We start from the raw sequence: 26,367 nt of genomic DNA, 5'->3' as shown, positions 1-26,367 counted from the left end.
CTAGAGGTTCAGTGGGGGACGGGTCAGATCCGTCCCCCGCGTTTGAAAAAGGCATCCTCTAGTAACGACCGACTTACATTTACACGCGCTTGACCGAGAGCACGTCGAAGGTTTTGTCGATCGTCGTGACGGCGCGGTCGTAGTCGGCGAGGGCCAGCGCGGCGATCAGGGTGTCGATGACAGCAAGCTGAGCGATGCGGCTGGTCATGGCTTCGGTGCGGAACTGAGTTTCGCGCGCCAAGGTATGCAGCACGATGTCAGTATGCGTCAGGAGCGGCGAGCGGCCGAAATTGGTGACGGCGATCGTCGTTGCGCCAGCTTCCTTGGCCAGTTTGGTCGCTGTCAGGGTTTCGATGGTGGAGCCGGAATGCGAGATCGTCAGTACTGCGGTCTCGGGGTCGCAAAGCGAACCGGTGATGGCCATGACGTGGCTATCGACGCTGACCCTGGCATTGAGCCCGATCCGCAGGAGGCGGTACATCGCGTCTTCGGCGATGGGTGCGGCTGAGCCGATGCCGAATACTTCGACGCGCTTGGCGGCGCGGATGGCGGTGACGGCGCGGCCGAGCTGGGTCAGGTCGAGGGCGTTACGCGTATCCTGCAGCGCCTGGAGACCGCCCCCGAAAATCTTCGAGACGACATCGACAAGGCCATCATTGGGATTGAGGTCTTCGTGGATGAACTGGACCGGCTGCACGAGATCGCGCGCCAGCGCGATCTTGATCTGCTGGAAGCCACGGGCGCCAAGTTGCTGACAGAGTCCGACGACGCTACCTTCGCTCGAACTGGTGCGCTCGGCGACTTCCGTGACCGACATGTGCACGACATCGGCAGCATTGGCAGTGATGAAATCGGCGATACGTCCGGCCGTTGGCGCAAGGTCGGCGCGGATGGCGGAGATACGGTCCAGCACGTTCATCAGGCGCTCTTGTTCCTTCGGCTCTGCCATGCGTCTGTCCGTTTCGTCATAAAATTCAGGCTACTAGAGCACATGGGTGACGGTTTCGCGAAGCAGGTCCGGCAATTTTCCCGGCGTGACCTGCCAAAAAGGCACGCCAAGGCCACTCGCGCCGGCGCCGTCAGTGCGCGGATTGTCGCCGATGACGACGCAGTGGTGCGGCGCGATGCCGATCTCGGCGCAGGCATGGCGGAAGAGTTCAGGTTGCGGCTTGCCGATGATGCGATGGGGCACTGGGCCGGTGACGGCAAAGAGCGCGGCGGCTAGCGCGCCGGCCTCAGGCACAGGATAGCCATCGGCGCCAGGATGGCTGAGATCGGGAGCGGCCACCAGCACCTCGGCGCCATCGCGCACGGCGCGAGCCGCTATGGCGAGCTTGGTGTAGGTGAATTGGCGATCGCGGGCGACGATTACTGTGTCGACGTTTCGCTCTGCCAGTTCGAAACCCATATTGCGCGCCATGCGGCGGAGGGCAGGGGAGCCGAGCAATAACAAGCGCGAGCCTGGCCGCCTCTCTGCCGCTGCCTTCAGGGCTGCGACGCCAGCCAAGACGATCCGTCCGGATGGTACCGGCAGACGCCATTCCTTGAAGCGGCGGGCCAATTGGTCAGGCGTGTGTTCGCTATCATTGGAGACGATGGCGAACCGGTCGGCGGTGGCTTCGATCAGTTCGCGCGCGCCGGGCAGCAGGTGGGTGCCCGAGGCCAGCGTGCCGTCGAGATCGATGAGAAACCCCTGATGGGCAGCGAAGTTGAAGGACACGCGAAGCACTCCCTAGATGGCCTAAGGGTGGTTTGAGATAGTCTCAATGTCAAGTTATGAAAAAATGAGATATGTTCATATGGGTGTCACAGAGGCTGTCTACTGGTGGGGTCAACACCGCCAAATCTGCTCAGGACAGCGCCATGAAGATCGCCATCATCACCGACATTCACCACGGCCCGAAGTCCCATACCAAGGAGACCGGCTGGGACGGCATGGGCGCGATGGAGGCATTTGTCGAGCATGCCAATACGATTAATGCCGACCTGCTGCTCGATCTTGGCGACCATATCTCGGATACCGACCACGCGACTGACGTCCGCGCCGCGACCGAGGTTGCCAACACGCTGGGCCAGTTCAATGGGCCGCGCTACCACGTCGTCGGCAATCACGACGTTACCAACCTGTCGATTGCCGACAATGAAGACATCTTTGGCCAGTCGATGGAGAGCCAGGTCTTCGACCTTGGCGCAGCGCGGCTGATCCTCTGGCAGCCGGGCGTCAATATCGGGCTTCCGGGCGGCTTTGCCCCAACGACCGAAGCGCTTCCCTGGCTGGTTGAAACGCTCAAGGCCGATACTAAGCCGGCGATCATCGCCACCCATGTGCCGCTGTCAGGCCATAGCCAGATCGGCAATTTCTATTTCGAAAACAATTACCAGTATTCGACCTATCCCGACCATGCTGAGGTGCGCCGCGCCGTAGAGGCGACGGGGAATGCTGCCATGTGGCTGGCCGGCCATGTTCATTGGAACACAGTAACCCCGATTGCCGGCATCCAGCATGTAACCATCCAGTCCATGTCCGAACGTTTTACGACAGCGCCGGCCTCGGCGAATGCCTTTGCGGTGATCGAGATCATCGACGATCTCGCCGACCTGACCGTCCACGGCAATGATCCGTTCCATGCCAAGGTGGCCTTCCGCCGCTCGGGCGATCGTCCCTGGTTCAAGCCAATGGGGCCGTTTGGCTCAAACGCCGACGTCGCCGCCGAGCTTGAACATGCTTGATCAACTGGCTCGCCGCACCCTGGGAGCGATTGCGACGCTCGGCGTCGTCATCGTCGCCGTCTTCTTCGCGACCCGCCTCTCCGGCAATGCGGCGGACTATCTGCTGCCGCCGGGCGTCGACGCCAATACAAGGGCGCTGATGATCACCCAGATGGGGCTCGACCAGCCGCTGCTGCTGCAATTCGCACACTACGTGCAGGGTCTCTTCAGTGGCGACATGGGCATCAGCCTTTTTGAGCGGCGACCCGTCTTGGATATCTATGCCGAGCGCTTGCCCAATACGCTGATGCTGTTTGTCTATGCGCTGGGACTTGCAGTCGCGCTTGGTCTGCCACTCGGGCTCGTTGCAGCGCTCAATCGCGGCAATGCAGTGGGCGCAGCGATCATGAGCGTGGCCTTTGTGGGCTATGCGACGCCGAACTTTGTTTTGGCGATCATCATGATCCTGGTGTTCTCGTTCAACCTTCATTGGTTGCCCAGTTCTGGCTCAATGACCCCGATCCATTTCCTGATGCCGGCGATCGTTCTGGCAGCGCCAATGCTGGCCGAAATCATCCGCTTTACCCGCAATGCCATGCTCGATGTGCTGGGGCAGGATTATCTCAGGACCGCCCGCGCCAAGGGACTACCCGAACATCTGGTGGTGGGGAAACATGCGCTGCGCAATGCCGCCATTCCGGTCGTGACGATCCTTGGCCTCCAGGTGGCCGGCATGGTGGCGCGTGTCGTCATCGTCGAAAGCGTCTTTGCCACCAAAGGCATTGGCGATCTCGTGGTTTTTGCCGCCATTGGCCGGGATTATCCGGTCCTCCAGTTCGGCGTGATCCTGATCGCCCTCATTGTCGTCACCTCCTCGCTGGTGGTCGACTATGCCTATGCCGCCCTCGACCCCCGCGTGAAGGTTGCCGCATCATGACCGAGCTGACCGCTTCTCTTGCCCCTACATTAGCCGCCGGGCGACGGGGCAAACCGAGCCTTATCGCTACGCTCTGGTCGCGGGCCAATCTGTTCACCCGCATTAATCTCAGCGTCTTTGCGCTGATCTTGATCCTCGCTACGCTGGCGCAGTGGATAGCGCCGTTCGATCCCGACGCGCAGAAGCTGCTGGCGCGCCTCAAGCCGCCGATGGGTTTTGCCGGCGCCAATACGACCAATATTCTGGGCACCGACCAGCTTGGCCGCGATCTCCTAAGCCGCACCCTTTACGGCCTGCAACTGACCATGGCGATTGCCCTGATTGGTTCGCTGATCAGCCTCGTGCTCGGCGTGACGCTCGGTGTCATTGCCGGCTATGCCCGCGGCTGGTTCGGCGGCCTCATCATGGCGGTGGTGGATATCCAGCTCGCCATTCCCTTTACGCTGATTGCCCTTGTGGTGATCGCGGTGTTCGGCAACTCGCTGCCGGTGCTGATCGTCACCATCGGCCTCGCCGGGTGGGAAACCTATGCCCGCATCGTTCGGGCCCAGGTGTTGGCGACAGCGCGCATGCCCTTCGTCGAGGCGGCGGTCGCAGCCGGCGCCAAGCACGACCGCATCCTTCTCAAGCATATCCTGCCCAATATCGTGACGCCGATCATCGTGGTCTGGACCATGACTTTCTCGGCGCTGATCCTCGTGGAATCCTCGCTTTCTTTCCTTGGGCTTGGAGTGCAGCCACCAACCGCCACGCTGGGCTCTATGGTCGGGCTCGGGCGCGATTATCTCGCGTCCTCGGCCTGGATCGCGCTCGTGCCGGCCATCGCCATCATGTTCGTCTCGCTCCAGGTCCTCCTCATCGGCGACTGGCTGCGCGACGCGCTCGATATCCGCCTCAAATAAGTCCCGGCGCTACGGCGCCGGCCCCAAATGCCCCCTCATTCGATGTCCTCCCGACACCGAACCCTTGCGCCTGCCTTTCAAAGGACCAAACAGATGATCAAGACGCTTCTTTCAACCCTCGCGCTCAGCACCATGCTGATCTCGGCTGCATCGGCGCAGTCTCTTACTGTCGGCGTGCAGAACCTGCCGCCATGGCTCGATCCGGGTAAGGACTTTGGCAACAATGGCAGCCAGATCTATTACAACACCTTCGATCCGCTGATCCTCAAGGACTATTCCCAGCCTGGAGCCGTCTTCAAGCCGGGTCTCGCAACCGCATGGGAAAGCCTGTCGCCAACCGAATTTCAGGTGACTTTGCGCGAAGGCGTCAAATTCCAGAACGGCGATCCGATGACCGCCGATGACGTGGTGTTTTCCTTCGAGCGTATTCTGCAGGATATGACGCCTGAATATGCCGGCATTCACCGCCAGTTCTTCGACAATTTTGCATCGGTCGAAAAGATCGATGAGACGACCATCAAATTCACCACCAAGAAGCCCGAGCCGCTGTTTGAAACCCTCCTCAACACTTCGGAAGGCTCCATTGTCCCCAAGGCCTATATCGCCGGCCTGTCAGGCGATGACGATGCGATCGAGCCTTCCGACTTCGACGCTTTCATGCTCAAGCCAATCGGCACCGGCCCTTACACCATCTCCTCGTTCCAGCCGGGCGAAAGCCTCGTCTGGACGCGCTTTGATGGCTATTGGGGTGACAAGGCTGCGCTTGACGAAGTGAGCCTTCGACGCATCCCGGAATTGGCTACCCGCGTCACCGCGCTTGCCAATGGCGAAGTCGATCTGATCACCAATGTGCCGCCCGATCAGCTGGCCACCATCGAGGGCAATCCGGCGCTCAAGGTCGTGGGCAATGTGACGCCGCTCTTTCACATCATCTTCTTCAATACCCGCAACCCGACGATGGCTAACCCAAAGCTGCGCCAGGCGCTGAGCATGGGCATCGATCGCAATCTTCTCAATGAAGCGCTCTGGGGCAATGAGGCCCTGGTTCCGAACACCCACAGCTATGCCCAATATGGCGAACTGAACGACACCGAGAGCCAGACCTTCGAATACAATCCCGAAAAGGCCAAGGAATTGCTGGCCGAGGCGGGCTACGATGGCTCGACCATCCGCTTCGACACCGATCCGGTCTACTACACCAATGGTCTTCTTGCCGCGCAGGCAATCCAGGAAATGTGGGCTGAAATCGGCGTCAAGGCTGAGATCAATGTAACGACCAAATGGACCGGCCCCGACGCAGACATGCAGGTGCGCAACTGGTCCAACCCAATGTATTTCGCCGATCCTGCCGGCTCGTTCGGTACCATGTGGTCGCCCAAGGGCTCGGGCACCGAAATGGCTTGGACCCCGAACGAGGCGTATCCGGCGCTTTGGGACAAGTTCCGCTACTCGACCGACATCGCCGTGCGCAAGGAAGCCTATGGCGAGATCATGGCCTATGTGAAGGAAGAGATGCCCTTCGTAGTGCTCTACCAGCCCTATGAAAGCTACGGCATGCGCCAGGGCGTGACGTGGGCACCGCAGCCCGGCCACATCCCCTACGTGCTCGATTTCCGTGCCGGGTCCATCACGGTCGAATAAGCGCATGACCCGAGCTGGCGTTTCCCGTCCAGCCCGGGTCCTCCCCTTTTGAAAGGTCCGATCATGAGCGCCAATGCTTTGCTCGCCATAGAAAACCTCTCCGTCAGCTTTGGCCACGGTGAAAAAGCCAGGCGCGTCGTTGAGGGCCTGAGCTTTGATGTGTTCCCCGGCGAATGCGTCGCCGTGGTTGGCGAGTCCGGGTCGGGCAAATCGGTGACGGCTTTTTCTGTTCTGGGGCTAACGGGCTTCAACGGTGGCACGATCGACACTGGTGCTATTCGTTTCAAGCGCCGTGACGGCAGCGTCGTCAATCTCGCCAAGGCGGAGGAGCGCATGATGCGTACCATCCGCGGTGACGAAATCGCTATGGTCTTTCAAGAGCCGATGACGGCGCTGAACCCGGTTTTCACCGTCGGCGAGCAGATTGCCGAAGTGCTGCGCCAGCATCGCGACATGGACCGCCAGACCGCCAATGCCAAGGCGCTGGATTTGATCACTCGCGTGCACATCAGTGATCCGGCGCGGCGCTTTACCCAATATCCGCATGAGCTGAGCGGTGGCATGCGCCAGCGTGTCGTCATTGCCATGGCGCTCGCCTGTTCGCCGCGCCTGCTGATCGCCGATGAGCCGACGACGGCCCTCGACGTGACCATTCAAGCCCAGGTGCTCGACTTGATGCGTGACCTTGCCCGAGAAGAGGGTATGGCACTGCTGTTTATCACCCATGACATGGGCGTCGTCGCCGAAATGGCAGACCGCGTGGTGGTAATGCACAAGGGCCGTAAGGTCGAGGAACAAGGGGTTGAAAAACTCTTTGCCCAGCCGCGCGAGAATTACACCAGGGCTCTGCTCAGTGCCGTGCCCAAGCTTGGTTCAATGGCCGGCACAGCCGGGCCTTTGGCTTTTGGAGCCGATCCTCGGACGGCCAAACCGGCGCCTGCGGCGCATGAGCCGCTGCTCGAAGTCAAAAATCTCTCGACCTGGTTCCCGATTCACAAAGGTCTCCTCAAGCGCCACGCTGGCGATGTGAAGGCCGTCGACGATGTCAGCTTCACTATCGGACGAGGCGAAACGCTTTCACTGGTGGGAGAATCCGGCTCTGGCAAATCGACAACCGGCCGTTCGATCCTGCGTCTCGCCAAACCCCATGCCGGCGAAGTTCTGCTTGAGGGGCAAGACGTCCTCAAACTCGACCGCGACGCGATGCGCGCCAAGCGGCGTGATATGCAGATCGTCTTTCAGGACCCCTATGCGGCGCTCGATCCGCGCATCGACGCTTTCGACCAGATTGTCGAGCCACTCGTCATCCACGGCGTCGAAAAGGGAAGTGCCTTGCGGGACCGCGCCGTTGAACTCGTGCGCCGCGTTGGGCTCGAGGCAGAACACCTCGACCGCTACCCCCATGAATTTTCCGGCGGTCAGCGCCAACGCCTCTGCATCGCGAGAGCACTGAGTCTTTCCCCAAAGCTGATTATCGCTGATGAGGCGGTCTCAGCCCTCGATGTCTCGATCCAGGCGCAGGTGGTCAATCTCTTGATAGAACTGCAGCAGGAACTGGGCCTGTCCTATCTCTTCATCAGCCACGACATGGGCGTCGTCGAGCGCACCAGCCACCGCGTCGCCGTCATGCGCCACGGCAAAATCGTCGAAACGGGCACGCGCGCGCAGATTTTCGAAGCGCCAAAACACGACTACACCAAAGCGCTCATCGCCGCTGTTCCCGTCGCCGACGCGACCCGAGGTCGTTCAAGATCAGCAGGAGTGCGAAAGCTTCTTCCCGCGTGAAATCTGACAACGTCTGCTCGCCCAAAAACGTGGCCAAACACGAATGTCCGTGGTTGAGCACGCTCTCCTTGAAGCTGCCGCAGGTCATCTTGAGATAAGGTCGAATTGTCGCTTTAGAATTCTAGAGGACTAAGCCCAAACGGATGGAAATTTCCGCCAGGGCCCCATGCGGATCCGTTTTGGCAGTGTCTATGATAAAGCGGTCGGTTTCCCAGGGAACATAGTCCATCGTTTCTACCCTCTCCCACGTTGGGTGCTGATGACCAACGATCTCCGCGGGTCTCGTCTCAACACGTCGACGATGCTCTTGCTTGTTGCTGCACACGACCTCGATATCAAAGGCAATAGCGTTGGCGTCTTTAGCCGCGGCGTGCCAGCCGTGTCGACTTTCCAACACGGGATTGACGCTATCCGCGACAACCAGATTTCCCAGCAGGAGATTTGAACGGGCAATTGCGAACGATATCACATATCCCATAGGGCCAATATCATTGTAAGGGTATGTGCTCCGCAGTGCATTTTCGATCTCATCGACGCGGATGTAGACAGCAGAATGCTTTTCCGCAAATGCCTTCGCAATTGTAGATTTCCCGGTCCCCGGTAATCCGCTGAAGATCAATAACATGCCATGCCCTCCGAGTGCTTTCATGTTAGCTATCGGGCCAACTCAGCGTTTGGCTAGTGCCTGTGCACTTCCTGAGGGAAGTCCTCTAGCCACTGTAAAACTTGCCGCCGCGTTTCGTATTTTGTCTCGCGCGCATACTCGCCGCAGCCAAAAAAGTTTCTCGATAAATCGCGCATCTTTGTCGCATTTTTCAGAAACCGGGGCTGGCGGGCTTGCCGTTGCTTCTTCGGAATTCACCCGGAGATTGAATCATGCAAAGCAAGACCAGCCTTTCAAGGCGCCATCTGCTCAAGTGGGCAGGGGCGGGCACAACGGTGGCGATCGCAAGTGCCGTGTTGCCCAATTTCGGTATCAGTGCTGCACTGGCCGCCGAATTGGGCGATGGCGACATCGGCGTTCTCAACTATGCCTATGCTCTCGAACAGCTCGAGGCCGCCTTCTACACTCAGGCGCTCGAAAACCCTTTCGGCAATATGCAGGTCAACGACCAGCGCATCCTTCAGCAAATTCGCGACCACGAAATCGCGCATCGCGATTTCCTCAAGCGCGCACTCGGCTCCAACGCCATTCCAGCGCTTGAAGTCGATTTCTCGGCCGTCGATTTCTCAAGCCGTGCCAGCGTGCTTGGAACGGCAGATGTTTTCGAGAACCTGGGTGTCGCGGCCTATAACGGCGCGGGCCAGCTCATCTCAACGCCGGATTATCTTGTGGCCGCCGGTTCGATCGTATCGGTCGAAGCCCGCCACGCAGCCGCTATTGCCGACCTCCTGAGACCGTTCAGCGCCGAGGCCGCTGGTCGAGGCAATGTCGACCACAAGGGGCTTGATAAGGCCTTGCTGCCATCAATGGTTCTGCCCAAGGCAGCCCCCTTCATCGTGACCGAAGTCACCGCTGCAACTCTGCCATAAGGAATTCGATCATGAGCAATGATAACACCATTCTCGGCGCCATCGAGCCTGAGCTGGCAGATACGATCGTCAGCAGCCGTCGTGACGTTTTCGCCCGCTACGCCAAAGCGGCCGGGATCATGACGAGTGCTCCACTCGTGCTGGCGCTCGCGTCCAACCAGGCATTTGGCCAGAGCCTGCCGCAACAGATCACCGATACGCTCAATTTCGCGCTGACGCTCGAATATCTGGAAGCAGCCTTCTACGAGCAAGGGAACAAGTCGGGCATTATTCCATCGCAATACCGCGCGGTCTTCCGCACCATCGGTCAGCACGAAAATGCCCACGTGAAGCTCTTGAAGGGCGTGTTGGGTTCGGCTGCGGTCAAAGCCCCGGGCGTCGATTTTACCGCCGGCGGCAAATATGCCGACGTTTGGGAAAACTTCGACACGTTCCTCACCCTTAGCCAGACATTCGAAGATCTTGGCGTGGCCGCTTACAAAGGGCAGGCGGGCAATCTCATGGGCTCGAAGGAAGTCCTCACGGTCGCTTTGCAGATCCATTCGGTGGAAGCCCGTCACGCCTCCGAAGTCCGCCGTATTGGCCTCAAGTTCGGTTGGGATGGCGCATTCGACAAGCCGCTCAGCAAGAAAGCCGTGCTGGCAGCGGCGACGCCGTTCCTGGCCTAGAGTGTTTGGACGATTTTGGTGACGCGTTGGCCCTTGAGCTCATCTAGCCCAGGGGCCAATTTTTCCGTCACGTCAATTAGCGGGGCGTTGTCGTCTCAGAGCCGTTCTGAGTTGTCCTACTGGATCATACGGCGGAGGGCGCTGATGAGATTGTCGGGATCGTAGGGTTTTGGGACAAACTCGGCTTCTGCGGGGATCTGGTCGCGCCGGACATGCTTATAGCCCGATGTGACGACGATCTTGATGGGGGGCCATCTGTCGCGAACGGCGGCCGCAAGCTTCAAGCCATCCATGCTGCCGGGCATGTCGACATCAGTAAAGACCAGCCTGATATCGAGGTTTTTTGCAAGGATCGCGAGTGCCTCGTCAGCATTGGCGGCTTCGAGCACCAGGAAACCTTCATTCTCAAGGCGGTCGACGATGGCCATTCTGACCAGCGATTCATCCTCAACCACGAGGACTGTGAGCTTTGAGTGCGCCATATGACTCAGCCTTTTTTGCTGGGTGTTTTAGACGCGGTGACGCTAGCCGCATCGGTTTCCAAGACACATCGAACGCCTTGCGGGGCGTAATCGATGCCAACTTGACCGCCGAAATCGGACGCCAACACCTTTGTGATCAATCTTGAGCCGAATCCGGTTCGGCTCGGTTCGCTGACCTGCGGCCCGCCGCTTTCGGCCCAGGTGAAAACGAACTTGCGTTCGTCGGCCACGCCGGAAAAATCCCAAGAAATAGAAACACTGCCATAGGGGGCACAGAGCGCCCCGTATTTTGCCGCATTGGTGGCAAGCTCGTGGATCGCGAGAGCCATCGACAGGGCCTGCTTGGGATTAAGGTCGATATCCCGGCCTTGGACGCTGACGCGGTTCTCGCTGGGCAAATGGGGGAGGAGGGCGCCGTCTACGACTTCACGCAACGAAGCCGTCGTCCATGTGCTGTTGGTGAGAATGTCATGGGCAGTCGCCAAGGCGCTCAGACGTGAATTAAAGAGCAGCCGTCGATCAGCAATGTCTTCTCCACGCAGGGTCTGCGCGGCGATCGCGGCGACCATGGCGAGGCTGTTCTTGATGCGATGCTGCAATTCGCCGGCGAGGACGTCCTGAGTCGCGATCGACTCCATCAGCGCCAGTTCCGCCTTCTTGAGATCCGTGACGTCTCCACCTTCAACGAAGATGCCGCTGATCTCTCCGGCCTCATCATACATCGGCTGATATATGAAATTGAGATAGCCATTCTCGACGGGCCCGCCTGGCGTGTGCTGAAGGTCGATCTTCATGCCGCGCCCGACGAAGATTTCGCCTGTCGTAAACACCTTGTCCAGCAGCTCATAAAAGCCCTGGCCCTCAATATCGGGCAGAGCTTCGCGCACGGTTTTTCCGATGATGTCGCGATGTCCAATGAGCTGTCTATAGGCAGCATTGGTGATTTCGAAGCGGTGCTCCGGCCCGGTGAGCACGGCCATGAAGCTCGGCGCTTGTTCCAACAGCGTCCGGAGGCGGTCGAGCTCCTGCCGCCGATGGCGGCCCGCAATCACTTCAGAGGTGATTTCAAGAGCGGTGCAGAACATGCCCGCGACCTGATCGGTCTCATCATGAACAGGCGTATAGCCGAACGAGAAGTGCGTCTCGGTCGGTCGACCGTTTCGCGTCATCTGGAATTCGATATCGTCCATATAGGTTGGGGTGCCGGCGTAAGCCGCATCCATGATCGGGCCAACATCCTGGATGATGTCCGACCACACCTCTGCAAACGGCTTGCCCAAGGCCCATGGATGACGGTTGGTGCACATGGGCGCATAACCGTCATTATAAAGCATGGTGCGTTCGGGCCCCCAGGCGATGAACATGGGTTGCTGCGATGTGAGCATGACCTGGACGAGGGTCCGGAGGCTTCCCGGCCAAGTCGACGGAACGCCCAAAGGAGTCGACGCCCAATCGTAACTGCGGATGAGTTCGCCAAGCGCACCACCTCCGGCCAGGAAAGCGGTATTGGAGACGACCCTATGCGCACCATCTGCGGTCATGACTGTGGTCCAGATTGAAGCAGTGGTCGCTTGTTTGGGAATGCATGGCTTCCGTCAAGCCAAACTTCCTCGGCAAGGCTAATTCTTACGTCTCGTGATCTGGGGCCGGGCGTACTCGCTTACCTGTCCGGCCATTGGCAATAGCCAAGGGCGAATATCGGGCGACTGCAGCGGTTGTCGCCGAATATTTAGTTCCGTCCAGCGCAAGGCTCGCCCTTAATATGGTTCTGAAGACACGGGCCTTGCCTGTTGAAAAATCGGCGTCCCTCGGACCGGCTCACAGCCTTGCCATGCTCAATCGCCTCCCATATTCGGGAAATCGATCTTCTTTAGTCTATAGAATTAGTGGATATTGAAGGCTAACGTTCTCTCCATCACTGATCGGATGGAAAGACATGCAGCAGAGCCGTCGAACCGCGACCCTTTTAATCGCATCCTCGCTTCTATCACTGGCAAGTTTCGGCCTGGTGCACGCCCAGGAAAGCGCTCCACTTCCCGCCGACGTTCCGGCGGGCACCAAGCTCGTGGTGGGTGACCCGCAGACCAAGGTGGCGCTGCAGCTTTCCGGTCTCATCGACGAGATTCCCTTCGAGATCGAATGGACCAATCTCAGCGGTGGGCCGCAGACCTCGGAAGCCTTCCGGGCGCGGGCGCTCGATGTTGGCTCGGTGGCTGAAATTCCATCGATCTTTGCCAACTGGAATGACCTGCCGGTCCGCAACATTGCCTATCGCGAACGCGAAGATCCTATCGGCCATCCGATCTATCGGTTCGGCATCGCCCCAGGCGTGGACGTCAAGACTCTCGCCGACTTCCGCGGCAAGCGCATTGCCTTTAGCCCCGGCCAGGCCCAGGGCGCTTTGGTGCTGCGGGCTCTACAGGCGGCGGGGCTTACGCGCGACGACGTGACCCTGGTCGAACTGCCGAGTACGGGCGATGTCTATCCTGTGGCACTTGCCAGCCATCAGGTCGATGTGGCACCGATCGGTGGGGTCTATATCCGGCGTTATGTGAACCAGTATGGCGCTGATGGCGCGACGGTGATCGAGCATGGGCTGCGCGATGATCCGAGCCATCTCTATGCACCGCAATGGGTGCTTGACGATCCGGCCAAGGCCGCGGCGCTGGCCGTCTATGTCGGTTTTTGGGCCCGCGCTACGCAATGGGTCAATGAGAACCCCGAGGCGTGGGTCGAAGGCTACTATGTTGGGGATCAGGGCCTGAGCAAGGAAGACGGCGAGTATCTCGTCGAACTCGTGGGCAATCAGATCATCCCCGACAACTGGGACGAGGTCGTCGCCCGCCATCAGAAGACCATCGACCTTCTGGGCGCCGAGCTCGGCTACGAGCCCTTCAGCGCCGAGAACATCTTTGACCGCCGCTTCGAAACAATCGCCGCCGCAGCCCTAAGCGCCAAAGAGACTTCCCTGAACCTGGAGTTCCGCGATGACCTATGTGACCAGCAGCCATAGTGGAAGGCTCGATGTCCTCGACCGGGAAAGACCGGCGAGCTATGCCCCGCCCACCAGCTTCCGCCCGCCCGCCTTTGTCGAAAATTCGCCCCGGCGCCGGCGGCGCCTTGGGCCGGGTCCGGCCATTCCCTTCGGTCTCCAGATCGGGCCTCTCGCCCTGGTGTTGATCTGGACTGCGGGGTCGGCATTCGGGCTGCTCGATCCGCGCATCCTGCCGGCGCCATGGGCAATTGTTGGCACCTTTGGTGATCTTATCGCCGATGGGCGGCTGCAATCGAACTTCCTTACCTCGTCGGTACGAGCGCTGCTGGGATTGGGGTTCGGCATCGTCATCGGTCTTCTGCTTGCGGTCATCTCCGGACTTTCACGGGTTGGAGAGGCCTTCATCGATGGGCCCATCCAGATCAAGCGCGCCGTACCGACACTCGCCATGATCCCACTCCTGATGCTGTGGCTGGGGATCGGCGAGACCATGAAGGTTACGATCATTACGCTTGGCGTCGTCGTGCCGATCTACATGCACACGCATAATGCGCTGCGGGCCATCGACGAGCGCTATGTCGAACTCGCTGAAACGTTGCGCATGAGTCAGCGTGATTTCCTGTTGCAAGTCGTGCTGCCCGGTGCAGTGCCTGGCTTCCTCCTGGGTTTACGGTTTGCCGTCACGCTGTGCTGGGTTTCGCTGGTGGTGGTCGAGCAGATCAATGCCACCTCGGGCCTCGGCTACATGATCGAACTCGCCCGCACCTATGGTCAAACCCAGATCATCATCGTTGGGCTCGTGGTTTATGCCGTCCTCGGCCTTGCCTCCGACGGCGTCGTCCGTCTGCTTGAAAGGAGACTGCTGTCATGGCGCCGCACGCTCGCTCATTAAAGGCGGTTGAAGTCCGCCGGCTGACCCGCCGCTTTGGCGACGTCACCATCCTCGACGACCTCGACCTCGACATTGCCCAGGGCGAATTCGTGGCTCTTTTAGGCAAGAGCGGTTCAGGTAAGAGCACATTCCTGCGTGCACTGGCCGGGCTCGACTACGAGGTGGACGGCACCGGGTCACTCCGAACGCCGGAAAAGCTCTCCGTCGTGTTTCAGGATGCGCGGCTCCTGCCTTGGCGCAGTGTGATCCAGAATGTCACGTTGGGCCTTGGTGGGGCAGGGCGTGAGCCTGGCCGAAAAGCTCTTGAAGAGGTGGGGCTCGCAGGTCGCGAAACGGCCTGGCCGATCCAGCTTTCCGGCGGCGAGCAGCAGCGCGTGGCGCTGGCCCGCTCGCTGGTACGGGAGCCCGCATTGCTCCTGGCCGACGAGCCTTTTGGGGCACTCGACGCGCTGACGCGGCTCAAGATGCACGATTTGCTCCGCGAGCTCTGTGCGCGCCACCGGCCGGCAGTGCTCCTCGTCACACACGATGTCGACGAGGCGATCTCTCTGGCCGATCGCATTCTGGTGCTCGACCAGGGCCGCCTGGTCGAAGACCTCAAGGTCGACATCAAGGGCCGTCGCAGCCACGGCGATCCACGCTTTGGTGCTATCCGATCCCAATTGCTGTCGCGGCTTGGCGTCGACGTCGACGACCGAAGCGCTGCCTAAACGAAAGGACACTGAAATGAGTGAGAAAAGACAGCTCAAGCTCGGCGCCTTTATCATGGCGACCGGACACCATGTTTCGGCCTGGCGGCATCCAGCCTCGCAAGCCGATGCAGGACACAATATCGACCACTATAAAGACCTGGCGCAGACCGCCGAGCGCGGCAAGTTCGATCTCGTCTTCGTCGCTGACAGTCCGGCGGGGTGGGAGCGAGCCAAAGATCCGGAAGCGCTGCGACGCTCAAGCCAGGGCGCGCATTTCGAACCGATAACGCTTTGGGCAGCCCTGTCGCAGGTGACGAGCCATATCGGCTTTGTGGCGACGGCATCCACCACCTACGAGGATCCCTATCTCCTCGCGCGAAAATTTGCCTCGCTCGATCATATCAGCAAGGGTCGAGCTGCCTGGAACGTCGTGACGACCGGGGCCGACGTCTCCAAGAATTTTTCCATCCCAGGACATCCCGCGCATGCGGATCGGTATGAGCGCGCCGAGGAGTTCGTCGATCTCGTCAAAGGGTTGTGGGATTCCTATGAGGACGATGCCTTCGTGCGCGACAAGGCAAGCGGCGTCTATCTCGACCCCGATAAAATCCACCAGCTCAATCACCAGGGCAAATTCTTCACCGTCAGCGGTCCGCTCAATGTCGCGCGTCCCGTGCAGGGCTATCCAGTAATCGTGCAGGCTGGTGCCTCCGAGCCGGGACGTGAGCTGGCGGCCCGGACCGCCGAAATGATCTTTACCGCCAATCAGACCATTGAAGATGCGCAGGAATTTTATTCGGACGTGAAGGGCCGACTTGGGCGCTACGGCCGAAGCACCAATGAGCTCCTCATCAATCCTGGCATCTTCCCCGTTCTCGGCGGCACCGAGAAGGAGGCACAGGAAGAGTATAACTATATCCAGTCCCTCATCCACCCCTCGATCGCCTGGACAATTCTGGAGCGCCACTACAAGGGCATCGATCTTTCGGGATATTCGCTCGACGACCGCGCTCCGCCATTGCCGCAGAACACCGAGCTTAACAAAAGCCGGCTCAAGCTCGTAACCGATCTTGTCGAGCGCAATAACCTCACTCTCCGTCAGCTTTATCTGGCGGTTGCGGGCGCTCGTGGACACCGCACTGTCGTCGGTACGCCCGAGCAAGTTGCCGATGCGATCCAGGATTGGTTCGACAACGGCGCCGCGGATGCTTTCAACATCATGCCGCCCATTCTGCCGACCGGCCTTAGCGACTTTGTCGATCAGGTTGTCCCGATCCTGCAGAGAAGAGGGATTTTCCGGACCGAGTATGAGGGCCAGACACTGCGCGAAAATCTCGGACTGTTGCGTCCGGCCAACGGGCTTGCCCAGCCTGCCCTCCAGCGTAAGGCCGTCTAGAGACATGAGCACGACCGAATTTCTTTGGTATATCCCCAATCAGGTGAACCCCGGCCATCGCGGCGAGCCCGTTGCCGTCGATCACAACAGCCTCGACGTACTGACCGCGCAGGCCGAGGCGCTTGAGGACAACGGTTGGCATGGTGCGCTGCTCGGAACGGGCTGGGGGCGGCCCGACACGTTTACCCTTGCGACGGCATTGGCTGCGCGCACCCGAACCTTCGAACCGTTGATCGCCATCCGGCCCGGCTATTGGCGACCGGCCAATTTCGCGTCTGCGGCGGCGACGCTCGATCATCTCACCGGTGGGCGGGTGCGGATCAATATCGTGTCGGGACAGGATAATCTGGCCGCTTATGGCGACAGCGAAGGTGACCAAGCGCATCGCTATGCGCGGACCAAGGAATTCATGAGGCTCGTCCGGCGGCTTTGGACGGCGGAAAACGTCACCTTTGCCGGTGAGCATTTCTCGGTGACCGACAGCACCGTCGTGCCACGACCGATCGTTCGAGGCGATCGCAGACATCCAAAGCTCTACTTTGGCGGGGCGTCCGAAGCCGCGGAGCGCGTGGCGGCCACTGAAGCCGATGTGCAGCTTTTCTGGGGCGAACCGATCGAGGGCATTGCCGAGCGCATCGCTCGACTCAAAGCACTCAGTCTCGAGCTTGATCGCGACCTGCCGCCGCTCAAGTTTGGGCTGCGGATCACCACTTTGGTGCGTGACACAACCGAAGAGGCCTGGCGGGATGCCGAGGCCAAGGTGGCTCAAATGGCGAGGCATCAGGGCTTGGGGTGGGACGATCACAACCGCAAGGTTGCCGTGGGTCAGAAGCGGCTATTGGATTTGCATGCTCGCGGCGAGGTGCTCGACGATAATCTCTATACTGCGCCGGGCAAGTTCGGCGGGGGCGGCGCCGGGACAACCTGGCTCGTCGGTTCGGCCCGAGACGTGGCCAATAGCCTCGAGAAATATCGCGCCCTCGGTATCGATACGTTTGTGCTGTCCGATACACCCTACCTCAATGAGATCAAACGTCAGGGCCGGCATCTGCTGCCGCTGCTCCGTAGCGTCCCGGCAGATAGAGATGCGCAGGAAATAGAGCCGGAACTAGTGAATTAGGCCTCTACAAGTGTGCCCGGGCTAAGTGCTTGCGCGCAGTTCCGCGCGCCTCCAGTGCTCTTCCAATGCCGCACAAAAAGCTTCGGGAACATCCAGATTGGCACAATGGCCACCTTTGGGAAGGTCAATCAGATCGATATTGGGCCGGTGGGCTAACCTGCGGATATCGTGTCGCAGCCGCAGATTGACCGCGTGGTCCTTGCCGCCCCGAAGCACGAGCACGGGGCGATCGTAGCTGAGCGCATTGGCGATGAAGTCGTAGCGGCGCAGACCAGAGACAATTGCCGCGCCAGCCCCAACGTTGAATTGCCGTATGGCTGTCTCAATCGACTGTCGGCCAAACAAGCTTTGCGTCGTCGTTCGAGCGGTCAACCAAGCGGTCACGGGCGCGCCGGGCAAAAACGATAGGCGCAGGACGTGGGCCGCCTGCGCAGGCAATTGCATCGAAAAACAGGTGCCGAACAGCGCTAGGCTCTCCAGCCGATCGCTTTGCGGTGTTCCCAGGAGATGGAGAGCCAGGATGCCTCCGAGTGAATTGCCAACCCAGTGCACCTGCCTGGCATTGGCGTGCTCAAGTACAGCGAGGACGTCCTGCGCCATGGTGGCAATGGAAAAATCGGCAGCACGAATGGGTCCGGAGGGCACGCCCGAAGCTCCATGTCCCCTCAAGTCGGGCACGATCACCCGATGGCCGCTCTCGGCAAAACGCACTGCGTCATTGTGGAACTGCCGGCCCGAGGATGCGAGACCGTGCACCAAGACGATGTCGGTTGCGGAGCGTCGGAGGGGCACGTATTCCGCATAGGCCAGCGTAACGCCCGAAGCGGTGTCGAGACGATGCCTCTCAAGCATGCCGGAGGTTTTTATGTGCACGGCTTCAGGCTCTCCTTTGCCTAGAGTTGGGGGCGAGATCGGCCGTTCGCAATCGGAACGGCCGATTGTTGTTCCCTGCCAAACCGGCGTAGAAGACAGCATGGAAGACTTTCACAGCGAGACCGACGGATCGCAGCGTCCCATAATTGTCTTTGATGCAATGTGCGTACTCTGCTCGGCCAATGCGCAATTTGTTCTCAACAACGATAGCCGCGGCCATTTTCTGCTGGCATCCATGCAGGGCGAAGTTGGCAGCGCAATCTATCGCAAGTTCGGTATCGATCCTTCTCAACCCGATACTATGGTGGTCGTGACCGGAGAGCATGTTCGGCGGAACAGTGACGCTATTCTCTCCATTTATGAAGGGCTGGGGTGGCCATGGCGAATGCTCTCGATTTTTCGGATCATTCCCCGGGCTCTCCGCGATCCAATCTATCGCTTTATCGCCCGCAATCGCTACCGCATCTTCGGTAAGCGAGACGCGTGCTGGCTGCCGACACCGGAGCAAGCCAAGCGTGTGCTTTAGACACTCGGTCAGATTGGTCGCCACCTTGCAGATCAGATGGGGAGCCGCTCTTGCGTAAACGCCTCGATATCGCAGTCGCGGGTGCAGGTCCGGGTGGCTTGGCGACTGCCTGTTCCTTGCGCGGCAAGGGCACAGGGTCCGATTATTCGAGCGCTTCGAAACGCCCCAACCTGTCGGGTCGGGCCTCATGCTGCAGCCAACCGGTCTGGCAGTTCTCGATGCGCTTGGACTGAGCCAGGGCATCGCCGCGCTTGGATCGCCTGTGGATCGGCTCGTTGGGACGGATTTTCGTTCGGGCCGAACGGTACTTGACGTCAGTTATCGCCCACTCGGGGCTGATGTCCACGGGCTGGCGGTCCACCGCGCGGCGCTGTTCAGCGTTCTGCACGATGCGGTTGTGGCAGAGGGCATAGAAACTTCGGTTGGTTTTGCCGTCACCGATATGTCCCGCGCCCGCTCCGGCTATTACCTCCACAGCGGCAATCGGCGCCAAGGCGCGTTCGATCTTATCGTTGATGCGACCGGCTCCTTGTCGCGCCTGCGCCAGTTCGCCCGGCACAAGCCAACAGCGCGTGCGCTCTCGTTCGGTGCGCTCTGGGCCACTCTGCCTTGGATCGACGAGGGTTTCGACCGGCGCGCGCTCGTGCAGCGCTATCGCAAGGCGAGCGTGATGATCGGCGTCCTTCCGGCCGGCAAGCAGGTTGCAGACGGCTAGACCTCGCAGCTTTCTTCTGGAGTTTTAAGACCGCTAACTATGAGGCCATCCGCAGCGCCGGTATTGAAGCCTGGCGGTCAGACGTTCGCAAATATTGGTTAGAGACGGAGCCGCATCTGGCAAATGTTGCGCATTTCGACCAACTCACTCTCGCCCGATATACGCACTCGACCCTCAAAATTCCCGCAGGCGATGGGATAGTTTTCATCGGCGACAGTGCGCATTCAACGAGCCCGCAATTGGGGCAGGGGGCCAATATGGCCTTGCTGGACGCAGCAGCGCTGGCCTGGGCAATGGACAGCACGAATGACATTCCCTCGGCGCTTGCCGCTTATGCGCAGATGCGGCGCTGGCATGTGCGGCTCTATCAGTTTCTCTCCAACGTGCTGACGCCGCTCTACCAGTCTGACAGCTCTATCTACCCGATGTTTCGCGACATCGGTGCCGGCAGCCTGGGTAAGATCGCACCGCTGCCGTGGCTATTGGCCAAACTGATCTCGGGGCAGCTTCTGCTGCCGCACAACCCTCTGCTCCTCTCTGAGAAAGCAGGCCGTGGTGAAGCACCCGGGCATAAGTTCGTTTGATTGAGGAGCGCTTCGGGCTGGGCGCCTTGGTGTTGTTTGGGCTGGCAGATAAATGAAAGATTTGGGACCGGCTTCGAATTCCGGACGCTGGCGCATTGTCGATGTGCTGCGCTCTGGTTAGGCTCCGAATCTGAAGCCATGAGATAATTAGAAGTGCGTGAGTAGCGCCAATAGATGGAGACGGCCGTGATGGGGGAGTCAGTTTACCCAATCGTTCAGAAAATCTCGAACCAGGTCGGGGAGACGCTGGGCGCACAGGTGGGCGAAACCGTCGAGCGCTGCCTGGTCGATATGCTGACAAGGACCGTCACGCGTCTGCCCGACGGGACGGCGTTCGTCATAACGGGCGATATTCCGGCAATGTGGCTCCGGGATTCCACGGCACAGCTGGCGCCATTTCTGCATTTTGCGCATCAGGATGCCGGGCTGGCCGATCTCATTGCCGCCGTATCCAGGCGCCAGCTCGACTATGTTCTGCTCGATCCCTATGCCAATGCCTTCAACGCCACCGATAATGCTGCAGGACATAAGGACGTCTTCCCTCAGTCGCCCTGGGTGTGGGAGCGCAAATACGAAATCGACTCGCTCGCTTATACGATCCAACTGGCCTACGACCTGTGGGCGACAACAGGCAGAACCGACCATTTAAAAAGCTTCGAGGCGGTGGCGAAGGTCGTCATCCAAACATGGCGGACAGAGCAGGACCACGAGCGCAATTCGACCTATCGCTTTGAGCGTATGGACTGCCCGCAGAGCGATACGTTGACGCGCGAAGGTCTGGGGCCGGTTACGGGGCATACCGGAATGACCTGGGCAGGGTTCAGGCCGAGCGACGATGCCTGTGTCTACGGCTACAATATTCCCGGCAACGCTTTTGCTGCAGTCGCGCTGCGCGATATAGCGGAGGTGGCAGTCAAAGTTTTTGGAAACGACAGCCTTGGGCGGGACGCCGATCGCCTCCGCGAGGAGATCGAGAAGGGCATAGAGCGTTTCGGACTGGTGGAGGTCGATGGCAAAGACCCGGTCTATGCTTACGAAGTCGACGGGCTGGGCAATAGTCTTCTGGCCGACGACGCCAATGTGCCGAGCCTACTCTCGCTGCCCATGCTGGGTTGGTGCACCGCAACTGACCCGATCTATCTGGCGACCCGCTCCCGCATCCTTAGCAAGGCCAACCCGTATTTCTATGCCGGGAAGGCTGCGTCTGGGATCGGCAGCCCGCATACGCCACCCGACCAAGTGTGGCCCATTGCCCTCGCCGTACAGGGGCTGACCTGCGACAGCCTCGCCGAAAAGCGCGATTTGCTAGACCTGCTGCTCGCAACCGACGGGGGCACGGGCCTTATGCACGAATCCTTCCATGTCGATGATCCCACAAGGTTCACGCGACCATGGTTTTCCTGGGCCAATGCCATGTTTTGCGAGCTCGCACTGGACGTTGCCGGCCTACGCAGCTATCGCCGCTCCGCTGTGAATTATAAATAGCTGGCTCGTTTATTGACTCCAGCCTCCGCGCGGTGCGCTGCCGCAAACGCAATCTGCGCTAGCAAGATGCGAAAGCTCACACTGAAAAATCGGCGCTTTGAATGAACCGCCGGACGAAGTGGATTTCTCCAGCGTTAAGGGCATCTTACCGAACAACAGTTTTGGCGACCGCTATCGTGGCGGTGGTCCGAAGTGGATCTGGTGTTGCGGGACTGACGTCATCAAAGGTGGCGGTTCGGATTCGTCCGCAGCCACCCTTTATTGCGACGTGGTCGTTATGTGACCTGCAGTGCGGTTCCATGAGCGTCGAACAGGACGGCTTTGCTCGCCTCGGGGGTGAGGTGCAGGGTGGCGCCGTGGGTTACGGGGAAGTCGCCGTCCAGGGCTGCGACGATGGCTTTGCCGGATGGCAGGCGCAGACTGACGATGGTTTCGTTGCCGAGGTGCTCGACGAGGGCCACCGTCGCGGTGATGGGGCCATGATCGGCTGCCTGCATTTGGTGGGGGCGAGTGCCGAGCGTCAAAGCGGCGCCGACTTTGAGGCCATCGGTGGCGACCGGGATGGATACCGGCTTCATATCCGGACCGGAGACTGTCACCACGCCTGATCCGATTTCGTCGATCGTAACGTCGAGGAAGTTCATCTTGGGCGAGCCGATGAAGCCGGCGACGAAGAGGTTGGCGGGGCGATGATAGAGTTCGAGCGGCGAACCGACCTGTTGGACGACGCCGGCATTGAGGACGACGATCTTGTCGGCCAGGGTCATGGCCTCGACCTGATCATGCGTCACATAGATCATGGTGGCGCCGAGATCCTGATGGAGTTTTGAAATCTCCATGCGCATGTCCATGCGCAGCGACGCGTCGAGATTGGAGAGTGGTTCGTCGAAGAGGAACACTTCAGGCTGACGCACGATAGCGCGCCCGATGGCGACGCGCTGGCGCTGGCCGCCCGAGAGCTGGGCTGGCTTGCGATCGAGAAGGTGCTCCATCTGGAGAATACGCGCGGCTTCGCGGATTTTTGCGTCGCGCTCGTCCTTGGGGGTCTTCTTGATGCGAAGCCCGAAGCCGACATTGTCGTAGACTGTCATATGCGGATAGAGCGCATAGGACTGGAACACCATGGCGACGCCGCGGTCGCGCGGTTGCATGGCATTGACCACCTGGCCGCCAATGCTGAGTTCGCCGCCGGTGATATCTTCGAGCCCCGCAATCATGCGGAGCAGGGTGGATTTGCCACAGCCGGACGGGCCGACGAACACGACGAATTCGCCATGTTCGATCTCAAGGTTGACGCCCTTGATGACCTCGACCTTGCCATAGGTCTTCTGGAGGTTTTGCAGGCTCAGTCCAGCCATGATGTTCTCTCCGTTTTCGCTTAGACCTTGGCGCCCGGGGGCAGCTTGTCGAGTTCGGTGTGGAGGAGCCCGTCGGCATCGACGCGCACCGGGATCGGGTCGGACACCTGGCCGATGAAGGAACCATCGGCGGCGTCGTGGAGGAAGCCCATGAAGACAAGGCCATTGTCGGTTTCGACGATCTTGCCGGCATAGCGGCTGCCCTGGGCGCCGTCGAAGAACGGGCCGGGTGCAACTTCCCATGGACCCTGCGGATCATCAGCCACGAGATAGTGCGAGCCGCGGACCGGCGTTTCGGGATTGAGCTTCTTATAGGCCTCGGACCAATGCGAGCCATCGGTGCAGAACAGCATGTACCACTTGCCGTTGACCTCGAAGACCTGTGGCACTTCCATCTGGCCGAACATGCCGCCCTTATAAACGGGAGGCTGCAGCGTCCAGCTATTGAGATCGGGCGAGGTGGCAAAGCCGACCGTGCCACCGGCATTGGGCTCGGCCGTGCCCGGCTGGCGCGCGACCATATACATGAACCAGCCATCGCCCTTAGGGTTCTTCATGACCCAGGGATCGCGGAAGGCACGGTCGTGCCAGTGGCCGGGGGTGTATTCCTCATAGTCCGGGCCGGAAATGTCGAGCGCGAGGCCATTGCCGACGCGCGTCCAGTTGTGACCATCGGTCGAGGTGGCGTGGCCGATGCGCTGCTTCATGCCATCTTCGGCATGTTCGGTGCCCGTGTAAAAGAGGTGCCAGAGGCCGGTATCGTCACGGAGGGTCGAGCCGGTCCAGGTGGTCCAATCGTCCCAGGCGGTCTCTGCGGACGGCGCAAAGGTCGTGCCGAGATGGGTCCAGTTGATCAGGTCTTTTGAGACCGCGTGGCCCTGGGTGACATTGCGGTGGCGCATGTCTGGATGGGCGAGGGTGTTGTCGGCCTGGAGGAAATAGATGTGGTAGTCGTCCCCATCGCGATAGGTCCAGAAATCCCAAATCCATTTGTCTTTAAGTGCGAGAACCAATGTCGTGTCTTTCTAGGTCTAGGAGCGTCAGCCCTTGATGCCGGTTGAGGCGATCGAGGTGATGAAGGCGCGCTGGAGGAAAATGTAGAAGGCGAGGACGGGCAGGGTGATCATGGAGAGGTAGGCCATGACCTCGCCCCAGGCGGTGTTGAGCTGGAAGAAGTATTGGAGACCAACCATGACCGGTCGGAACTGCTCGGATTGGGTGACCATGAGCGGCCAGAGATATTGGTTGTACATGGCGAGGAATTTGAGGATGGCGGCCGTTGCAAAGACCGGGCCGGCGATCGGCACGATGACCATGGAATAGACCTGGAACCAGCTTGCCCCATCGAGACGCGCCGCTTCGACCAATTCCTTGGGCAGATCGCGGAAGAACTGGACGAAGAGGAAGACTGTCAGCGCATCGGCGAGAAAGGGGACGATCTGGACGTGATAGGTATTGAGCCAGCCCCAGGTGACGCCATTGCCGCCGATCCAGGGGAGCGAATTGACCACCATCAGCATCGGCACGGCAATGGTTTCGAAGGGCACGATGAGCGTCGCAATGATGATCGAAAGGACGATCTCCTTGCCGCGGAATTCGAGGAAGACGAAGGCGAACGCTGCCATCGAGCAGAGGAAGAGCGAGCCGACGACGGTCAGCGACGTCACGAGGATGGAGTTGAAGACAAAGAGCCCCACCGGCGCACGGCGGAACGCGGCGAAGTAATTGTCGAGCGAGATATCTCCGATCGGCAGGAAGGCGTTGAACGAGGACGTGTCGCGCAGCAATTGCAGGTCGGGCTTGAACGAGCTCACCACCATGAAGACGATGGGGAAGACGAAGATCACGGCGACCAGGATCAGCAGCAGATATTTGAGGCTGATCTTGAGGCGTTGATTGGGCGAGGTGACAGCGGCCATTTCTTAGCGCTCCCGGGTGACGTAGCGCTGGACCAGCGAGATGGTCAGCACGATGAGGAACAGCAGCACCGAGATGGCGGAGCCACCGGCGATATTCTGTTGCTCATAACCGCGCTGCACGGCCTGGAAGACCAGCGTCTGGGTGGAATCGAGCGGCCCGCCATTGGTCATGACGTCGATCTGCGAAAAGAGCGCGAAGGCCTGCATGGTGATGACCACAAGGATCAGGACCGCGGTATTGCGCAGGCCTGGCCAGGTGACGAAACGGAATTTCTGCCAGCTTGAAGCGCCTTCGATATCGGCGGCTTCATAAAGCGTCAGCGGGATGTTCTGGAGGCCCGCCAGCCAGATCACCATATGGAAGCCAACCGCCTGCCAGATCGACATGACGATGATGGCCCACATGGCCGTATCGGGATTGCCCAGCCAATCGACCGGCTGGAAATGGCCGAAGGAGAGGAACTGGAGGAGATTGTTGAGGAGCCCGCTGCGCCCGTCATAGATGAAGCGCCAGAGGAGCGAGACGACGACGATCGAGACGACGACCGGCATAAAATAGACGGTGCGGAAGACGTTTATGCCGCGCAGCTTCTGATTGATCATCAGCGCCAAAAGGAGCGCGATAATGGATTGGAGGGGCGCGACGATGGCGACGAAAAAGAGCGTATTGGTCAGCGCCTTCATGAAGACGAGGTCGCGGGCGAGGACCAATATTTTGGTATTGCCCCACTCCCAGCCGAACCATTCGCGCATGCCGTTGAGATGCTGAAAATCAGGGTTGTTGCGGGTGAAATCGCGAACGCGCGGATAGCTCAATTCGCCCGTGGCGCTGACGACGAGGCTGCCGTCCTCGGCCTTTTCCGGCTGCAGCACCAGAGTGCCGACGCCGAGCAATTGCTCGAAATTGGATGTGCCGACGAATTGGGTCGGATTGGGCGAAATCAGCCGCTGATTGGTGAAGGAAAACCAGAAGGCCAGAAGAAACGGCACGATAAGGAAAAGCGTGATCAGCAGCAGCGCAGGGCCGCTCATCAGCCATCCGGCGAGCGTATTGGACTGCAGCGATTTGGTCTGTTTGGGGCGCATGTGCGACTGCCTTGAAGACGTGCCGGGAGGCCGGCCCAGAAAAAATCCGGGCCGACCGTGCTCGGGAGG

General features: G+C 59.9%; 26 protein-coding genes. 16 read left to right on the top strand and 10 right to left on the bottom strand.

Annotation, left to right across the window (positions count from 1 at the left end):
* Positions 1-79: 79 nt before the first annotated feature.
* Both ASG47_RS11810 and ASG47_RS11805 read right to left on the bottom strand, forming a co-directional pair.
* The gene (locus tag ASG47_RS11810) at positions 80-949 is read right to left on the bottom strand and encodes a MurR/RpiR family transcriptional regulator (RefSeq protein ID WP_061909239.1); all 870 of its coding nucleotides are present in this window, start codon (positions 947-949) and stop codon (positions 80-82) included.
* Positions 950-982: 33 nt separating this feature from the next.
* Positions 983-1,720: an HAD-IIA family hydrolase gene (locus ASG47_RS11805; protein ID WP_162243255.1), complete on the bottom strand. Its 738-nt coding sequence runs from the start codon at positions 1,718-1,720 to the stop codon at positions 983-985.
* A gap of 143 nt (positions 1,721-1,863) precedes the next feature.
* Between ASG47_RS11805 and ASG47_RS11800 the strand changes: the two genes are divergently transcribed.
* The 5 genes from ASG47_RS11800 (at position 1,864) to ASG47_RS11780 (ending at position 7,974) form a co-directional block, all read left to right on the top strand.
* Positions 1,864-2,730, top strand: a complete 867-nt coding sequence (locus tag ASG47_RS11800; protein WP_061909235.1) for a metallophosphoesterase family protein — start codon at positions 1,864-1,866, stop codon at positions 2,728-2,730.
* A complete protein-coding gene (locus tag ASG47_RS11795; protein ID WP_061909233.1) occupies positions 2,723-3,646 on the top strand; it encodes an ABC transporter permease in 924 nt (307 codons plus the stop codon). The genes ASG47_RS11800 and ASG47_RS11795 overlap by 8 nt, the downstream gene beginning before the upstream one ends.
* Entirely contained in the window at positions 3,643-4,548 is a 906-nt protein-coding gene (locus ASG47_RS11790) for an ABC transporter permease (protein ID WP_061909231.1), read from the top strand. The genes ASG47_RS11795 and ASG47_RS11790 overlap by 4 nt, the downstream gene beginning before the upstream one ends.
* Before the next feature lie 93 nt (positions 4,549-4,641).
* A complete protein-coding gene (locus ASG47_RS11785) occupies positions 4,642-6,189 on the top strand; it encodes an ABC transporter substrate-binding protein (RefSeq protein ID WP_061909229.1) in 1,548 nt (515 codons plus the stop codon).
* Between the two features lie 63 nt (positions 6,190-6,252).
* The gene (locus tag ASG47_RS11780; protein ID WP_061909223.1) at positions 6,253-7,974 is read left to right on the top strand and encodes an ABC transporter ATP-binding protein; all 1,722 of its coding nucleotides are present in this window, start codon (positions 6,253-6,255) and stop codon (positions 7,972-7,974) included.
* Positions 7,975-8,095: 121 nt separating this feature from the next.
* On the opposite strand, the gene ASG47_RS11775 is transcribed toward ASG47_RS11780, so the two are convergent.
* The gene (locus ASG47_RS11775; protein WP_061909221.1) at positions 8,096-8,599 is read right to left on the bottom strand and encodes an AAA family ATPase; all 504 of its coding nucleotides are present in this window, start codon (positions 8,597-8,599) and stop codon (positions 8,096-8,098) included.
* A 251-nt stretch (positions 8,600-8,850) separates the two neighbouring features.
* Here ASG47_RS11775 and ASG47_RS11770 point away from each other — a divergent pair, with 251 nt between their 5' ends.
* Positions 8,851-9,507, top strand: coding sequence for a ferritin-like domain-containing protein (locus ASG47_RS11770; protein ID WP_082511708.1), 657 nt, complete (start codon positions 8,851-8,853; stop codon positions 9,505-9,507).
* Between the two features lie 11 nt (positions 9,508-9,518).
* Entirely contained in the window at positions 9,519-10,175 is a 657-nt protein-coding gene (locus tag ASG47_RS11765; protein WP_061909217.1) for a ferritin-like domain-containing protein, read from the top strand.
* Positions 10,176-10,291: 116 nt separating this feature from the next.
* On the opposite strand, the gene ASG47_RS11760 is transcribed toward ASG47_RS11765, so the two are convergent.
* Together ASG47_RS11760 and ASG47_RS11755 are read right to left on the bottom strand one after the other, a co-directional pair.
* Complete coding sequence (locus ASG47_RS11760) at positions 10,292-10,657, bottom strand: response regulator (RefSeq protein ID WP_061909215.1); 366 nt, start codon at positions 10,655-10,657, stop codon at positions 10,292-10,294.
* 5 nt (positions 10,658-10,662) lie between these two features.
* Positions 10,663-12,198 (bottom strand): sensor histidine kinase, encoded by a 1,536-nt coding sequence (locus tag ASG47_RS11755; protein ID WP_061909213.1) that lies wholly within the window; start codon positions 12,196-12,198, stop codon positions 10,663-10,665.
* A gap of 395 nt (positions 12,199-12,593) precedes the next feature.
* Between ASG47_RS11755 and ASG47_RS11750 the strand changes: the two genes are divergently transcribed.
* Genes ASG47_RS11750 through ASG47_RS11730 form a run of 5 tightly spaced genes read left to right on the top strand, consistent with a single transcriptional unit; the run spans position 12,594 to position 17,752 of the window.
* Positions 12,594-13,670, top strand: coding sequence for an ABC transporter substrate-binding protein (locus ASG47_RS11750; protein ID WP_061909211.1), 1,077 nt, complete (start codon positions 12,594-12,596; stop codon positions 13,668-13,670).
* Positions 13,645-14,544 (top strand): ABC transporter permease, encoded by a 900-nt coding sequence (locus ASG47_RS11745; protein ID WP_082511707.1) that lies wholly within the window; start codon positions 13,645-13,647, stop codon positions 14,542-14,544. Before ASG47_RS11750 ends, ASG47_RS11745 begins: the two co-directional genes overlap by 26 nt.
* A complete protein-coding gene (locus ASG47_RS11740) occupies positions 14,520-15,254 on the top strand; it encodes an ABC transporter ATP-binding protein (RefSeq protein ID WP_061909209.1) in 735 nt (244 codons plus the stop codon). Before ASG47_RS11745 ends, ASG47_RS11740 begins: the two co-directional genes overlap by 25 nt.
* 16 nt (positions 15,255-15,270) lie before the next feature.
* Complete coding sequence (locus ASG47_RS11735) at positions 15,271-16,632, top strand: LLM class flavin-dependent oxidoreductase (RefSeq protein WP_061909207.1); 1,362 nt, start codon at positions 15,271-15,273, stop codon at positions 16,630-16,632.
* Positions 16,633-16,636: 4 nt separating this feature from the next.
* Positions 16,637-17,752 (top strand): LLM class flavin-dependent oxidoreductase, encoded by a 1,116-nt coding sequence (locus ASG47_RS11730; RefSeq protein WP_061909205.1) that lies wholly within the window; start codon positions 16,637-16,639, stop codon positions 17,750-17,752.
* A 21-nt stretch (positions 17,753-17,773) separates the two neighbouring features.
* On the opposite strand, the gene ASG47_RS11725 is transcribed toward ASG47_RS11730, so the two are convergent.
* A complete protein-coding gene (locus ASG47_RS11725; protein WP_162243254.1) occupies positions 17,774-18,625 on the bottom strand; it encodes an alpha/beta fold hydrolase in 852 nt (283 codons plus the stop codon).
* A 100-nt stretch (positions 18,626-18,725) separates the two neighbouring features.
* On the opposite strand from ASG47_RS11725, the gene ASG47_RS11720 reads away from it, so the two are divergent.
* From ASG47_RS11720 to ASG47_RS11710, 4 genes are all read left to right on the top strand, one after another.
* A complete protein-coding gene (locus ASG47_RS11720; protein ID WP_061909201.1) occupies positions 18,726-19,151 on the top strand; it encodes a thiol-disulfide oxidoreductase DCC family protein in 426 nt (141 codons plus the stop codon).
* A 187-nt stretch (positions 19,152-19,338) separates the two neighbouring features.
* Positions 19,339-19,866, top strand: a complete 528-nt coding sequence (locus tag ASG47_RS21270) for a hypothetical protein (protein WP_320408921.1) — start codon at positions 19,339-19,341, stop codon at positions 19,864-19,866.
* Positions 19,761-20,450 carry an FAD-dependent monooxygenase gene (locus tag ASG47_RS21325; protein ID WP_413813459.1) on the top strand — a complete coding sequence of 230 codons (690 nt, stop codon included), beginning with the start codon at positions 19,761-19,763 and terminating at the stop codon, positions 20,448-20,450. Before ASG47_RS21270 ends, ASG47_RS21325 begins: the two co-directional genes overlap by 106 nt.
* 189 nt (positions 20,451-20,639) lie before the next feature.
* Positions 20,640-21,935 (top strand): glycoside hydrolase family 125 protein, encoded by a 1,296-nt coding sequence (locus ASG47_RS11710; RefSeq protein WP_200940907.1) that lies wholly within the window; start codon positions 20,640-20,642, stop codon positions 21,933-21,935.
* Positions 21,936-22,210: 275 nt separating this feature from the next.
* Here the strand turns inward: ASG47_RS11710 and ASG47_RS11705 are convergent, their stop codons facing one another.
* The 4 genes from ASG47_RS11705 to ASG47_RS11690 are packed head-to-tail and all read right to left on the bottom strand — an operon-like array spanning position 22,211 to position 26,298.
* Complete coding sequence (locus ASG47_RS11705; RefSeq protein ID WP_061909197.1) at positions 22,211-23,293, bottom strand: ABC transporter ATP-binding protein; 1,083 nt, start codon at positions 23,291-23,293, stop codon at positions 22,211-22,213.
* A gap of 20 nt (positions 23,294-23,313) precedes the next feature.
* Positions 23,314-24,306, bottom strand: coding sequence for a levansucrase (locus ASG47_RS11700; protein ID WP_061909195.1), 993 nt, complete (start codon positions 24,304-24,306; stop codon positions 23,314-23,316).
* Positions 24,307-24,333: 27 nt separating this feature from the next.
* Complete coding sequence (locus ASG47_RS11695) at positions 24,334-25,212, bottom strand: carbohydrate ABC transporter permease (protein ID WP_061909193.1); 879 nt, start codon at positions 25,210-25,212, stop codon at positions 24,334-24,336.
* Positions 25,213-25,215: 3 nt separating this feature from the next.
* Positions 25,216-26,298: a carbohydrate ABC transporter permease gene (locus ASG47_RS11690; RefSeq protein ID WP_061909191.1), complete on the bottom strand. Its 1,083-nt coding sequence runs from the start codon at positions 26,296-26,298 to the stop codon at positions 25,216-25,218.
* Positions 26,299-26,367: the final 69 nt, after the last annotated feature.

The organism is Devosia sp. Leaf420 (assembly GCF_001425445.1).
Lineage (GTDB): Bacteria > Pseudomonadota > Alphaproteobacteria > Rhizobiales > Devosiaceae > Devosia.
Note: the sequence above shows the minus strand (reverse complement) of the source record. Positions and strands in the feature narration are given on the sequence as shown.

What these genes read in the sequence shown, in the direction of transcription:
- ASG47_RS11810 (WP_061909239.1), bottom strand. Translation starts at nt 949, where the DNA reads ATGGCAGAGCCGAAGGAACAAGAGCGCCTGATGAACGTGCTGGACCGT.
- ASG47_RS11800 (WP_061909235.1), top strand. Translation starts at nt 1,864, where the DNA reads ATGAAGATCGCCATCATCACCGACATTCACCACGGCCCGAAGTCCCAT.
- ASG47_RS11795 (WP_061909233.1), top strand. Translation starts at nt 2,723, where the DNA reads ATGCTTGATCAACTGGCTCGCCGCACCCTGGGAGCGATTGCGACGCTC.
- ASG47_RS11790 (WP_061909231.1), top strand. Translation starts at nt 3,643, where the DNA reads ATGACCGAGCTGACCGCTTCTCTTGCCCCTACATTAGCCGCCGGGCGA.
- ASG47_RS11785 (WP_061909229.1), top strand. Translation starts at nt 4,642, where the DNA reads ATGATCAAGACGCTTCTTTCAACCCTCGCGCTCAGCACCATGCTGATC.
- ASG47_RS11780 (WP_061909223.1), top strand. Translation starts at nt 6,253, where the DNA reads ATGAGCGCCAATGCTTTGCTCGCCATAGAAAACCTCTCCGTCAGCTTT.
- ASG47_RS11775 (WP_061909221.1), bottom strand. Translation starts at nt 8,599, where the DNA reads ATGTTATTGATCTTCAGCGGATTACCGGGGACCGGGAAATCTACAATT.
- ASG47_RS11770 (WP_082511708.1), top strand. Translation starts at nt 8,851, where the DNA reads ATGCAAAGCAAGACCAGCCTTTCAAGGCGCCATCTGCTCAAGTGGGCA.
- ASG47_RS11765 (WP_061909217.1), top strand. Translation starts at nt 9,519, where the DNA reads ATGAGCAATGATAACACCATTCTCGGCGCCATCGAGCCTGAGCTGGCA.
- ASG47_RS11760 (WP_061909215.1), bottom strand. Translation starts at nt 10,657, where the DNA reads ATGGCGCACTCAAAGCTCACAGTCCTCGTGGTTGAGGATGAATCGCTG.
- ASG47_RS11755 (WP_061909213.1), bottom strand. Translation starts at nt 12,198, where the DNA reads ATGACCGCAGATGGTGCGCATAGGGTCGTCTCCAATACCGCTTTCCTG.
- ASG47_RS11750 (WP_061909211.1), top strand. Translation starts at nt 12,594, where the DNA reads ATGCAGCAGAGCCGTCGAACCGCGACCCTTTTAATCGCATCCTCGCTT.
- ASG47_RS11745 (WP_082511707.1), top strand. Translation starts at nt 13,645, where the DNA reads ATGACCTATGTGACCAGCAGCCATAGTGGAAGGCTCGATGTCCTCGAC.
- ASG47_RS11740 (WP_061909209.1), top strand. Translation starts at nt 14,520, where the DNA reads ATGGCGCCGCACGCTCGCTCATTAAAGGCGGTTGAAGTCCGCCGGCTG.
- ASG47_RS11735 (WP_061909207.1), top strand. Translation starts at nt 15,271, where the DNA reads ATGAGTGAGAAAAGACAGCTCAAGCTCGGCGCCTTTATCATGGCGACC.
- ASG47_RS11730 (WP_061909205.1), top strand. Translation starts at nt 16,637, where the DNA reads ATGAGCACGACCGAATTTCTTTGGTATATCCCCAATCAGGTGAACCCC.
- ASG47_RS11720 (WP_061909201.1), top strand. Translation starts at nt 18,726, where the DNA reads ATGGAAGACTTTCACAGCGAGACCGACGGATCGCAGCGTCCCATAATT.
- ASG47_RS21270 (WP_320408921.1), top strand. Translation starts at nt 19,339, where the DNA reads ATGCTGCAGCCAACCGGTCTGGCAGTTCTCGATGCGCTTGGACTGAGC.
- ASG47_RS11710 (WP_200940907.1), top strand. Translation starts at nt 20,640, where the DNA reads ATGGGGGAGTCAGTTTACCCAATCGTTCAGAAAATCTCGAACCAGGTC.
- ASG47_RS11705 (WP_061909197.1), bottom strand. Translation starts at nt 23,293, where the DNA reads ATGGCTGGACTGAGCCTGCAAAACCTCCAGAAGACCTATGGCAAGGTC.
- ASG47_RS11695 (WP_061909193.1), bottom strand. Translation starts at nt 25,212, where the DNA reads ATGGCCGCTGTCACCTCGCCCAATCAACGCCTCAAGATCAGCCTCAAA.
- ASG47_RS11690 (WP_061909191.1), bottom strand. Translation starts at nt 26,298, where the DNA reads ATGCGCCCCAAACAGACCAAATCGCTGCAGTCCAATACGCTCGCCGGA.